Here is a 12309-nt window from a genome sequence, read left to right as displayed (position 1 = left end):
TAGGAAGCGATGTATGCTGACCTTTATGCTAGACACCAATATCGCCATTCACGTCATCAAACAACGTCCGATTGCGGCTTTAAATAAATTCAACCAATATGCCGCTAGAATTTGTGTCAGTAGTATCACAGTAGCGGAATTGTATTTTGGCGCGGAAAACAGCCAAAACATTGCTAAAAACTTGGCACATGTGGATGATTTTTTATCACGTTTGGTTATCCTTGATTACAATAGCCAAGCAGCAAGTCATTACGGCAATATTTATGCTGACTTGACTAAAAAAGGTAACATCATTAGCGAAAATGACATGCATATCGCAGGTCATGCCCGTAGCCGCGGCTTAATTTTGGTGACCAATAACCTACGAGAGTTTGAGCGTGTCGAAGGATTACGGTTAGATAACTGGGTATCATAGATCATGAAAAAATTATTCACTTACCTGCTATTAACTTTCGCACTCCCCGCCTGCACCCAAACGCCAGTGATACCCACCCAACCTATAAAACTACCCGTTCAACCATCAGCAAAGCCCAAAATCGCCCTTGTATTAGGCGGTGGCGGTGCCAAAGGTTTTGCCCATGTCGGCGTCATCAAGGTACTGGAAAAAAATGGCATCACCCCTGACCTAATCGTCGGTACCAGTAGCGGCAGTCTAGTCGGTAGTTTATACGCCAGTGGCAAGTCTGCTAGCGAACTTGAAGACATCGCGACCCATGTTAGCAATAATGAATTACTCGATTATAGCTGGAGCAAACAAGGCTTTATCGAAGGCATCAAACTACAAAACTGGGTAAATACCCAAGTCGATAATCGACCGATTGAAAAACTCCCCATCCGTTTTGCCAGTGTCGCCACGGATTTAACCACCAAGCAAAAAGCCGTCTTTGATAAAGGTAATACCGGTCTTGCGGTGCGTGCATCCAGTAGCGTGTACGGTGTTTTTGTGCCGCCACGTATCAACAATAAACGCTATGGCGATGGCGGTCTGACAAGCCTTGTACCGGTGCAAACTGCCAAGCAAATGGGCGCAGATATTATCATCGCGGTAGATGTCTCAAGCCCGCCAAAAAACAGCCATCCACAAGATTTTTGGTCGCTACTGGATAAGACATTTGCCGTCATCCCCAATCAAGCAAATGCTGCTGAAATCAAATTAGCGGACGTGGTGATACGCCCAGCTGTGGGTGATATTGGCACGACCAATACCGTAGCCAGAGAGGCGACGATAAGAGCAGGGGAAATCGCAACCTTAGCAAAAATCAGCGATATCGAGCAAAAAATCGGCAAGTTTCAAAAATTGTAACTAAAAAAACCGCTCAATCATTGAGCGGTGCTACGCTTCGAGCGGTTTTATCCGTTGAGCCCTTCTAGGCATTGCTTCTAGGCATTGAGCGCTTATTATTTTACTTTTAAACGATATTTCACCATCGCTACTTCATTAAGACCCAAACCTGGTACATCCCACTGTATGGCTTTATAGTAAGCCATCGGTAGATTTTGTAGCACGCCATTCATATTGGTTTTTAGTGGCATATATTGAAAATTGGCACCGTCCATACTACCAAACGCGCGGGTTGGCTCCACATCACTCGTGCTCACTAATTCCATATTGGCTGGAATGTTCATGGTCACTTTCATGTTGCGGATACGGTCAGGGCTGTTATTGGTTAAGTAGCCGCGATATTCTACGACGTTGCCTGATGCAAGGCGCGTTTGTGCATTGACGGGGCTTAACACTTCTTGACCTTGTGGATCCTGACCAACAACAGAGGCTAAAATGCGGGTTTGAACTTGTCCAGCAACGGGCACTGAGATAGGTGCAGCTTGACTATTATCAACAGGGTCTAATGCCACCGTTGGTAGCACAGCCATTGCGGCGGCTGATGCCCCAAGTGAGGCGGTCATTAGCGCGAATACTGAAAGCTTTTGCATGAATATTCTCCATTAAATCATGATTTTCAAATGTTCAAAATTGTTGTGTCAGCCGGTGCTAGCATATTCTCTTTTTTCGGTAGGTTGGCATACACCGCTGATTGGGTGGTCAAATAGGTTAAGGCTCGACTATAGATTAGCATAACAAACTTTACAATTTAACTCACTAGCAAGTTGAAAGTTGCGCGATGAATTTACTAAATACAAACAGCGCAGCCAAAATCAGTAAGATTAGCTATTGTATTTTGTAAGGTTTATTGATAGCCTTATCGTTAGTCTCTTAGCGATGCGTCGCAATCACGCTGTTAAACTTACATGTATGTTTAATTAAAAGAGACAAAAACTTTATCGTATGCTATTTGTACGTCTACTTTTTTTATCATGTCTACTGTTATCATGCCAACTTCAACCGATACTTCAGCAAGTTTTACCCATGGCAATGCACCGCTTGCCGATGGCGAAACGATGACTGATAATAACCCTATACTTGCCTATCACGCTATGATTGATTTACCCAATACTGCCCAACAAAATGCCGCTGCCACAACCCCTGCTTATGTTACCCCGCCCTATGTATTATGGTTTCGTAACTTTGCGCCCTATATCAACACCCATCGTGGCAAGACCTTTGTCATTATGTTCAATGGCGAAGCGGTCAATCACGACAATTTTAGCCATTTGATTCATGATTTTGCGCTGCTGCATAGTCTTGGTATTAAGCTCGTACTCGTCCACGGTGCGCGTCCGCAAATTGATGCCAATCTTGCCGAGAACCATATCGAAACACCGATGGCAGATGATGTGCGCATCACTACAAAAGAAGCCATGCCGTACATCCTAAAAGCCGTTGGCTCAATTCGCCTGCAAATTGAAGCACAGCTATCGATGGGACTTGCCAATTCGCCGATGTATGGCTCTCGTATTGATGCCATCTCAGGCAACTTCGTCACCGCCCGCCCTTACGGTATCCGTAATGGCATCGATTATCAATTTACTGGGGAAGTGCGCGCGATTGATGCCGAAGCCATCCACAACAATTTAATCCATGACCATGTGGTGATTTTGGGTAGTATGGGCTATTCTGCGACCGGCGAAGTATTTAACCTGCTGGCTGAAGATGTGGCGCTACAAGCCGCAATTAGCCTAAAAGCGGATAAATTAATTTTCTTGGGTGAGCAAACAGGTATCTATAAAGATGGCAATCACCTGCTTAAAGAGATGATTCCGCATGAAGTGACACGCTTCTTACGAGATGTTCCTGAAAGCTCAGAAATCGCGCGTTTCTTACGGGCAGCCAGCGATGCTTGTCAATACGGTATCCACCGTACCCATATCATCTCCTATGCCAAAGATGGCGCATTGCTTGAAGAGCTATTCACGCGTGATGGTTCAGGGACGCTAATCTCCCATGACCCGTATGAAGAAATTCGCCGTGCCGATATCGACGATGTGGTAGGTTTGATTGAACTGCTAGAGCCACTCGAAGAACAAGGTATTTTGGTCCGTCGTTCCCGTGAGCGTTTAGAGAGCGATATCGAAAACTTTAGCGTGATTGAGCGTGATGGCATGGTATTAGGCTGCGCGGCTTTATACCCACTCAACGACCAAGCCGCGGAAGTGGCTTGTGTGGCTGTCCATCCCGATTATCGCAATGGTAGCCGTGGCGCAGATTTGATAGCATTCTTAGAGCAACAAGCGCGTAGCCGCGGCCTTCATGAACTCTATGTATTGACTACTCGCACCGCGCATTGGTTTGTCGAGCATGGATTTATGGAAGTCCCTGCTGAATCGCTACCGGCTGACCGCTATGCCTTTTATGACAATACCCGCAACTCTAAAGTATTAAAAAAGGTGCTTTAAAGGTACGCTTTTCAAGCCATTACAAAAAAACGCTCAATAGGAATATGAGCGTTTTTTATAGCCAACTGGGGAAAACTTTAAGATTGGAAAAAACTTAAAGTTTGACGGGTTGGGTCACAGGTGGATTGACTTGTAGCAGCTCAATATCAAAAATCAACACGCTATTGGGCTCGATATCGGCATTGCCTGCTTCGCCATACCCCAAATTAGCGGGGACAAACAGACGGTATTTACCCCCTTCTTTCATCAACTGTAGCCCTTCTGTCCAACCTTTAATCACTTGGTTGAGTGGGAAAGTCACAGGCTCACCACGTTTATAAGAGCTATCAAAAATCGTACCGTCAATCAAGCGACCTTCGTAGTGGACTTTGACCTTGTCCGTTGCTTTAGGCGATTTGCCTCTCCCTTGTGTTAGCACTTGGTATTGTAGACCCGACGCGGTAGTCATCACGCCTGATTTTTTGCCGTTTTCTAGCAAGAACTGTTTGCCTTTTGCTGCATTGCTAGCTGCTAACGCTTGTACTTCTTTGGCATAGGCAATTTCTTTGTTCTTTTGATAGTCTAGCAATACTTTTTGCATTTGTTTTTTGTCAAGATTGGGCGACTGCGCTGAGTATGCATCCCGAAATCCCTGAAAAAACGCATCAAGATTTAAGTCATCAATACTGTCTTTGTTGCTCTCACCCATCAGATAGCCAAAGCTATAGCCGACTTGTGCCAATGCTGGGCTAGTTGCCGTCACTGTTGATTTTGGTACATAAACAGAGGACGCAACTTTGCTTGTGCCAGTGCTGGCCGGTGCGGCATTTGCACTGATTGACGTAACTGCTAACAGCATGCCAGTAGCGATGCCAGTCACTAAACTTACTTTTTTATATCCTAAAATCATTGGGATGTTCCTTTGCCATCGTGCCGATGAGTAGGGCGAGCGAATTCGATAGTTGCGCTTGCCCAGCTGATTGAGATCACCTATCTGACGCCAACCCAACCTATTGAGTAGGTTGAGAAGCTGACTGCATGGATTCAATTTGTTGTTGTAATTGGGCTTGGATATCCGCTGCAGCAGGCTGTGCAGCATCAGCCGGTGGATTGACTTTTAGCAAATCAACATCAAAGATGAGCACACTATTTGGCTCAATACCACCTTGAGGGGCGCCTTGCTCACCGTAAGCAAGTTTTGATGGAATGTAGAAGCGATATTTGCCGCCTTCTTTCATCAATTGTAAGCCTTCAGTCCAACCCGGGATAACTTGGTTAAGCGGGAATACCGCAGGTTGACCGCCATGCTGTGCAGTGCTATCAAACACTTTACCGTCTAGCAATTTACCTTCATATTGTACTGCTACGATATCTGTAGCTTTTGGCTGTACGCCGCTACCTTCTTTGAGCACTTCATACTGTAAGCCAGACGCGGTAGTTTTGACCCCTGCTTTTTTAGCGTTTTGCGCTAGGAAAGCCTCGCCTTTGGCTTGGTTGTCTTGTAGGCGTTTTTGCATTTGGTTTTGCTCATAGGCTTGTACGGCTTTAATCATTTCTTCACGGGTCATGGTCGATTCTTTACCATTAAAACCGTCATTGATACCTTGATTGATATCAGCAGGATTGAGGTCTTTGGCGTCTTTTTTGACGTTTTGACCCATCATATAACCTAGGCTATAACCTACCTTTGCCACTTCACTGCTTTGGGCATTGATAGCGGCTGAATTACCCGCCAACTGACGGCTACCGATGGCGGCTACTTGTGGGTCATTGCCAAAACTTTTGATAAAAACGGGTGATAATGCCAAAGCACCTAACACAACTGCTGCCAATACGGGAACTGTATTATTGCTCATAAAATTTCCTATCTGATATGTCCAATTAAGGTCTAATAACTACTAAAAAATCGTCTCAAAATTGTATCTATCATAGCAGAAATAGTTTGTAAAACCTATGGCATCGTCAGGTTTAGGTTTTTTTGTGGGCAAATAGGGGCGATATCAAAACGGTCTTTAGATTTATACCCTTTTGTTGACCGTATCGTCAGCAAAAGGAATTTCATGGCGCATTTTTACCCTTCTCTTATCCTTTCAGCCCGTTAACGATGAATGGGATGAATGCGATAGCAGACTTGTTAAGCCCTTGACATAAAGCTACCTTAACTAAAAGTAGTTCAACGTATAAACAGCATAAGAAATTTATGGGGTAGCTAAGACAATTAGCTATGCAAATCTTGCAACAGCTGTGACATTTTTTCAAAATGCTTACCCAAAACGCCGCGATAGTTTTCTAAAATTTTGGGTAAATCGGCGTCATAGTCGCCCGTTGGGTAAAACAAGGGCATAAAGCGCATTTGCTTGGTGTTATAGTCCATCGCAATCGGTAAAATCGGTATGCCCGCCCCTACGGCAATATGATAAAACCCTGTTTTCCATTTTTCGGTATAACTGCGTGTCCCTTCAGGTGCCAACCCTAACCAAAGCTGATCTTGTTGGTTAAACTGCTCAATGGCGGCCTGCAAAGTTGAACCTTTTTTCTGACGGTTAATTGAAATCATCCCACCCCATTTTAAGAAAGACCCGATGAGGGGGAGACGAAACAGCTCTTTTTTACCCATCAATTTAAAATCAATGCCAACCGATAAAATGCCCATGACCGCATTCCAGCCATCTTCATTGGAGGTGTGCGGGGCAGCGAGCATCACCAGTTGTTTGACATCAGGTACGTCACCGACCACTTGCCAACCTGTTATTTGTAAGTATTTTGCGGCAAGTTTGGCAATTTTTGGGTCATGACGGCGCGGCACGTTAGACCCAAATTGGCTAGGGTCTACTGGCGTTTGGTTGATATCCATGAATATACTCTTTGAGATACTAGATTGAATTAAAATAGTAGGCTGAAATTTTCAGTTTACATTAGTTCACTGAAATTAGCAAATTTGTTGATTGGAGGAGTTTATAACAAACTTTTGGGCTGAAGGATGATAATACTTGCACCCAACAATATTACCAAACCGCCAATGCTGTCCCAGTGTGTCAGAGAAACCCCATCGACAAATTTTAGCCATACCAAAGCCGTCGCGATATAGATGCCACCATATGCGGCATACACTCGCCCTGTCGCTGTGGGATGAAGGGTCAATAACCATACGAACAGGGCAAGCGTGATGGTCATAGGTACAATGAGCCAAAGCGGTTTGTGCTGTTTGAGCATCAGATAGCCAAGATAACAACTGACAATCTCGGCTAAAGCGGTAATGATAAACAGTAAAAGGGTATTAAGAACTTGATTCATACATTTAAAAAATTTATAAAAAATTAATCAATCTTCATTAAAATATTTTTCTCTTTTATAATTACAGTAGCTACAAATTCCTTCCAATCCTAAATCTTCTGGACAAAGTCTATCACTACACATCTCACACTCTAAATTTGATTCAAATCCACATTCTGCACATACATTTTCTTCATAAAGATATGTTCCACTACACTCTGGACAAATTGCGATTGGAGAATCTCCCCCTTCTTTAATATGTAGATGTAAATCATAACTATAATAATTTTCAATACCGATTTCTACAATTTCTTTATACTTTATCTGATGATTGCAAGAACGACATGTATAAATATACACATCTTGAGCATTTTCATTCTCAACTTCTGGAACTATTAGCTCCGAGCCACAAGCAGGACAAATAGCATCTTCAAATATTTTTTCTAAAACTGGCGATAAATAATTTAGAGAAGCTATTGCGTCATCTCGTTCCGCTTTCTCTTTCTGATACACTTCATTAATCGCAAGCATCGTATCCCAAGACGATTTACATAGCAAATCTAAAGGATTTACCTCTAATTCAGTAACTATAAAATCTCTTATAACTAAAAAGCTGTTAGATATGAGCTGTTCAACTGATGATTTATTATAATTGCTATAATAGTGTTCAATATTATTTCTGTATTTTTGAATGCTTTCTAAAATTTTCCAATCAACAGAAATATTTAAATCATTGAAGCGTTTTTTAATATCTTGAAAATCTACAGTTTTATTACCACTGCCTACCCATTCTAAACAACCATTTGTTAAAATAGGCTTGATTGAAGTTTTAATAAGGACTTCATCACTATCTGGTGGGCTGAGTAAAACTAGCTTATATTTAAATAATAGTAAGATACCCGCGTATAAATTTCTCGTAGCAGATAACAATCTACGTTCTTCACCTGTATTATAATCTTCTAAGCCAATTTCAATCGAATCAATAGCATTCTTAAGTATACTCATTTATCAAACCCCAATTTCCGCCAAATCGCCTTTTTGCTCAAGCCATACTTTACGGTCGCTGGCGCGTTTTTTGGCAAGCAGCATATCCATCACGCTATCGGTTGCAATTGGGTCATCAAGGTCTAGCTGCACCAAACGTCGCGTATCAGGATTCATCGTGGTTTCACGTAGCTGTTCGGCACTCATCTCGCCCAACCCTTTAAATCGGGTAATTTGCGGCTTTTTATTTTTTGCCACTTTTTTCAAGATTTGCTCAAGCTCGTCATTATCAAGGGCGTACTCCACCTCTTTACCAATATCAATGCGGTATAGCGGTGGCATAGCGACATACAAATGCCCAGCATCAACGACTGCTTTAAAATGTTTGACAAACAGCGCACACAACAGCGTGGCAATATGCAGTCCATCCGAATCGGCATCTGCCAAAATACAGATTTTATCATAACGCAGTTCGCTCAAGTCGTCCGAATCAGGATCAACGCCAATGGCAATGGCAATATCATGGATTTCTTGATTTGCAAGTACAATATCAGAAGATACTTCCCAAGTATTTAAAGGTTTTCCTCGTAAAGACATAATCGCTTGGAAGTGACGGTCACGTGCCTGTTTTGCCGAGCCCCCTGCCGAGTCCCCTTCCACCAAAAACAGCTCTGCGCCATCTCGCAAATCGCCGCGACAATCTGCCAATTTGCCTGGCAGTGCCGGTCCTTGGGTGATTTTTTTACGCTCAACTTTTTTGGCAGATTTTAGCCGTTTGCCTGCTTTATTGATCGCCAATTCAGCGATTTGTTTGGCAATCTCTGAGTTTTGGTTGAGCCACAAGCTAAAGCCATCTTTGGCAAAGGCTTGCACCACGCCCGCCGCTTCTCGGCTCGATAAGCGCTCTTTGGTCTGTCCGCTGAACTGCGGTTCGGAGAATTTTAGCGATAAAATATAATTGACCCCATCCCACACGTCTTCGGGAGCGAGTTTGACGTTGCGCGGCAGTAGATTGTGCAGTTCACAAAATTCTTTTAACGCGTCAGTAATACCTGTGCGTAGTCCATTGACGTGCGTGCCACCTTGTGCTGTAGGAATCAGATTGACGTAGCTTTCTTGCACAGGCGTACCACCCTCGCTAAGCCAACAAATGGCAAAACTTAACCCTGCTCGCTCGCCTTTTTTGGCGTCGTAATTAAACACGAATGGCTGTTCTGGGAGGGTGATTTCTTCGACCAGTTGCTCGGTGAGATATTGCGATAGCCCATCGGTAAATTGCCAAACGTCTTTGTCGCCGTCAATTTCATTGATAAAAGTAATGGTCAGCCCTGCCGATAACACGGCTTTGGCTTTAAGATGATGTTTGAGTTGTTTGATGTTAAATTTTGGTGAATCAAAGTATGTTTCATTGACCCAAAACCGCACCAACGTACCGCGTTTTTTCTTGTTAGAAGACGGGGCAACCGCCAGCGGAGCAACCGCATTACCATCGGCAAATTGCATGGTGAATGCTTCGCCATTTCGCCACACAGTGACATCGACTTTGTGCGACAAGGCATTAACCACTGAAATCCCCACGCCATGCAGACCGCCTGAGACTTGGTAGTTGTCGGTAGAAAATTTACCGCCTGCGTGTAGGCGTGTCAGAATCAGTTCAATGCCCGATTGCTTAAATTCTGGGTGAATGTCGGTGGGCATGCCGCGTCCGTCATCTTCGACCGACAGCGAACCGTCGGTGTGTAGAATGACAGTAATGTTTTTGGCGTGACCTGCAAGGGCTTCGTCCACTGAGTTGTCGATAACTTCTTGGGCAAGGTGGTTGGGGCGGGTGGTGTCAGTATACATGCCAGGGCGACGGCGTACCGGGTCAAGACCTTCTAATACTTCAAGTGATGTGGATGTGTAACTACTCATAACAACCTTAATTTTTTAAAATTTTAAATGATTCATAACAAATACAAATAGTAGATATAGCTAGTGGTATGACGTAAACCCATTTTCTAGGCTAATGTCTAAACTTTTGACCAACATTTTTATTGAATCAGAGGCAAGCCAAACAAGAACAGTATAATTTGCGGTAGTTTGGTTTCAAAATCACTCATCACATGGTCACCACCCTCTTCCACAATGATATGACTTTGAGCAGTGCTTTCTTCCAAAGCGCTTTGACTAAAATAATTGACCGCATCTTGATAGTTGAGCAGCTCATCGCCTTTTTTCAAGATTACCAATAAATTTTGCGGATTGAGCGATTGTTGGGGGCGATTTGCTACCAGCCACTCAATATCTTTTTTGCTAATATGCCAGCCATCAGGCGTCACGTGACCGATATAATCATCGGGCAAACTGTCAAAATCTTCCCCAAAAAAACGCTTGAGACTTGTGCCACTGTGCACACTTGGATTGAGCAATACCGTTTTTTTACCTGTCAAATTTGCCAAAATATTGCCATAAAATCCACCGAGCGAACTACCGACCAAACCTGTATTTGGGTCTTTGGCAATAATTTCTTGGATTAAAGCAATCGACTCATTGGGTGAACGATTCAAATCGGGCGCAACAACCTTGATTTGTGGGAAATTTTTGGCACAAAAATCTTTGAGTTTTTGCGCTTTTTCGGCGTTTGGATTGCTATCAAGTCCGTGAATATACACAATTTGCATGGCTTTATCTCAAATTTTTAATTATAGTAAATTATCATATCAACTGTTGTTGGTTTGGCTAACATTTAATCTTAGCATTGCTTGGCTAAAATAGCCATGATGCGAGGTTTCAACACGTTAAAATTTGTCGTGTTAGTTAGATAGCCGTGTTTGGTGGTACGTTTTTGCCTGTGTTATTTGATTTTCCGCCCAGTTAACCCTATCTCTGCATAGGTGGATTACTCGTCCATTTGCATGGCGTCGTCAGGAGTTATCACCGCGATGGAGCAGCAAGAGCTATTTGATATTGCCAGTCCTTGTATTCAAGTCTGCGAGCTTGATAAACAGGGGTATTGTAAAGGCTGTTTGCGCAATCGCACCGAGCGTGACCTTTGGCTTATGATGAATGACTCACAAAAGCGGCAAGTACTTAAGCTATTGACTATCCGACGACTCAAACGACTGCGTGCCGAGCGTTTGGCGCACCAAACCCCCACCCAAACTGCGCAAGATGATGAGATAAATTTGACATTGTTTGAAGATAATGAAAATAATGTTGGCGACTAATTAATTAAATGATCGTAATGTCTACTAAAAAAATTAGGTTGAATGCATGAATAGTTCTTGGTTTAAGCAGGTTTGGCGACTTGCATTAACAGCGATTACGGTATTGATTTTTTTCATGGCAATTCGTGCGCTTTACCGTTTGACCAAAACTGTGCATTATCAAGACGTTCTAGACGCTATCGCGCATATTCCTACTTTCCATCTTTTTATCGCCGCCATCGTAGTGGCTTTTGGTTATTTAGTACTCACCATTTATGATTTTATTGCGCTACGCCAACTTGGCAAAAAACTTGATTACCCGCATGTCGCCCTCACCTCTTTTACCGCTTATGCCATTAGCCACACCATTGGACTCAATCTTGTTACCGCGAGTGGTATCCGTTATCGTAACTATCGCCGTTTTAATCTGACTCATAATGAAATTGCCAACATCGTCTGGATGGTGTCAATGGCATTTACCTTTGGTATTACCACGTTGATTGGGGCGTCTTTGACTAGCCATCCTGAGATTACCATTCAACTATTATCTGAACTGGATAAATCGCTTGGCATCTTTGAGCATACTTTCTATGTACGGATGCTTGGCATCATCATGTTAAGCGTTATTGCAGCGATTATTGTGTACGCTGGCAAGCTAGGCAAACATGTGGTAATTCGGGGTTGGCGTTTTGACTTACCGCCCGCCAAAATTGTGCTGCAACAGATTGCGATTGCGATTTTAGATTTAAGTACCGTGGCGTTAGTACTATACTTACTGTTACCGCCTTCTGAGCATATCAGCTATTGGGCGACCTTTTCTGCATTTATTCAATCAATGGCAATCGGTATTTTAAGTCATGTCCCTGGCGGTTTGGGGGTGTTTGAAGTGGTTATGATTACGGCTTTGCCCAAAGTCGATCGGACGCAGATGCTGGCGGTATTATTGATTTTTAGATTACTGTATTACATCATGCCATTTTTGGTTGCCTTAGTGGCATTGCTGGCATATGAGGCAAAGCTATATTTGAGTGAAAATTCTGACAAAAAAAAATAACCTTTTACATTTTTAACACTTTGCATCAAACAAACGTGT

The 12309-nt window shown here is 43.2% G+C and carries 13 protein-coding genes; 5 read left to right on the top strand and 8 right to left on the bottom strand.

Features of this window, described 5'->3' with window-relative positions:
- Positions 1 to 13 precede the first annotated feature (13 nt).
- Together vapC and RTJ53_RS09380 are read left to right on the top strand one after the other, a co-directional pair.
- On the top strand, positions 14 to 415 hold the full coding sequence (gene vapC, locus RTJ53_RS09385) for a type II toxin-antitoxin system tRNA(fMet)-specific endonuclease VapC (protein ID WP_312276730.1): 402 nt from the start codon (positions 14 to 16) through the stop codon (positions 413 to 415).
- A gap of 3 nt (positions 416 to 418) precedes the next feature.
- Positions 419 to 1303: a patatin-like phospholipase family protein gene (locus RTJ53_RS09380; protein WP_312276729.1), complete on the top strand. Its 885-nt coding sequence runs from the start codon at positions 419 to 421 to the stop codon at positions 1301 to 1303.
- A 95-nt stretch (positions 1304 to 1398) separates the two neighbouring features.
- Here RTJ53_RS09380 and RTJ53_RS09375 read toward each other — a convergent pair whose 3' ends face one another.
- Positions 1399 to 1932: a hypothetical protein gene (locus RTJ53_RS09375; RefSeq protein WP_312276728.1), complete on the bottom strand. Its 534-nt coding sequence runs from the start codon at positions 1930 to 1932 to the stop codon at positions 1399 to 1401.
- Between the two features lie 501 nt (positions 1933 to 2433).
- Between RTJ53_RS09375 and argA the strand changes: the two genes are divergently transcribed.
- Positions 2434 to 3792: an amino-acid N-acetyltransferase gene (argA, locus tag RTJ53_RS09370; RefSeq protein WP_312276792.1), complete on the top strand. Its 1359-nt coding sequence runs from the start codon at positions 2434 to 2436 to the stop codon at positions 3790 to 3792.
- A gap of 94 nt (positions 3793 to 3886) precedes the next feature.
- Here the strand turns inward: argA and RTJ53_RS09365 are convergent, their stop codons facing one another.
- The 7 genes from RTJ53_RS09365 to RTJ53_RS09335 form a co-directional block, all read right to left on the bottom strand.
- Positions 3887 to 4630, bottom strand: coding sequence for a BamJ family beta-barrel-assembly machinery protein (locus tag RTJ53_RS09365; protein WP_409418156.1), 744 nt, complete (start codon positions 4628 to 4630; stop codon positions 3887 to 3889).
- Positions 4631 to 4781: 151 nt separating this feature from the next.
- Positions 4782 to 5627, bottom strand: coding sequence for a BamJ family beta-barrel-assembly machinery protein (locus RTJ53_RS09360; RefSeq protein WP_312276726.1), 846 nt, complete (start codon positions 5625 to 5627; stop codon positions 4782 to 4784).
- A gap of 362 nt (positions 5628 to 5989) precedes the next feature.
- The gene (locus RTJ53_RS09355; protein ID WP_312276725.1) at positions 5990 to 6625 is read right to left on the bottom strand and encodes a lysophospholipid acyltransferase family protein; all 636 of its coding nucleotides are present in this window, start codon (positions 6623 to 6625) and stop codon (positions 5990 to 5992) included.
- A 101-nt stretch (positions 6626 to 6726) separates the two neighbouring features.
- Positions 6727 to 7065: a YnfA family protein gene (locus RTJ53_RS09350; protein ID WP_312276724.1), complete on the bottom strand. Its 339-nt coding sequence runs from the start codon at positions 7063 to 7065 to the stop codon at positions 6727 to 6729.
- 27 nt (positions 7066 to 7092) lie between these two features.
- Positions 7093 to 8049, bottom strand: coding sequence for a hypothetical protein (locus tag RTJ53_RS09345; RefSeq protein WP_312276723.1), 957 nt, complete (start codon positions 8047 to 8049; stop codon positions 7093 to 7095).
- A 3-nt stretch (positions 8050 to 8052) separates the two neighbouring features.
- The gene (gene parE, locus RTJ53_RS09340) at positions 8053 to 9942 is read right to left on the bottom strand and encodes a DNA topoisomerase IV subunit B (protein ID WP_312276722.1); all 1890 of its coding nucleotides are present in this window, start codon (positions 9940 to 9942) and stop codon (positions 8053 to 8055) included.
- Between the two features lie 119 nt (positions 9943 to 10061).
- Complete coding sequence (locus RTJ53_RS09335; protein ID WP_312276721.1) at positions 10062 to 10691, bottom strand: YqiA/YcfP family alpha/beta fold hydrolase; 630 nt, start codon at positions 10689 to 10691, stop codon at positions 10062 to 10064.
- 234 nt (positions 10692 to 10925) lie between these two features.
- Here RTJ53_RS09335 and RTJ53_RS09330 point away from each other — a divergent pair, with 234 nt between their 5' ends.
- A complete protein-coding gene (locus tag RTJ53_RS09330; RefSeq protein ID WP_312276720.1) occupies positions 10926 to 11237 on the top strand; it encodes a DUF1289 domain-containing protein in 312 nt (103 codons plus the stop codon).
- A 46-nt stretch (positions 11238 to 11283) separates the two neighbouring features.
- Positions 11284 to 12270, top strand: coding sequence for a putative bifunctional lysylphosphatidylglycerol flippase/synthetase (locus tag RTJ53_RS09325; RefSeq protein WP_312276719.1), 987 nt, complete (start codon positions 11284 to 11286; stop codon positions 12268 to 12270).
- Positions 12271 to 12309: the final 39 nt, after the last annotated feature.

It is taken from the genome of Moraxella sp. CTOTU46711 (assembly GCF_031975715.1).
GTDB lineage: Bacteria > Pseudomonadota > Gammaproteobacteria > Pseudomonadales > Moraxellaceae > Faucicola.
This window is presented reverse-complemented; position numbering and strand designations above follow the sequence as displayed.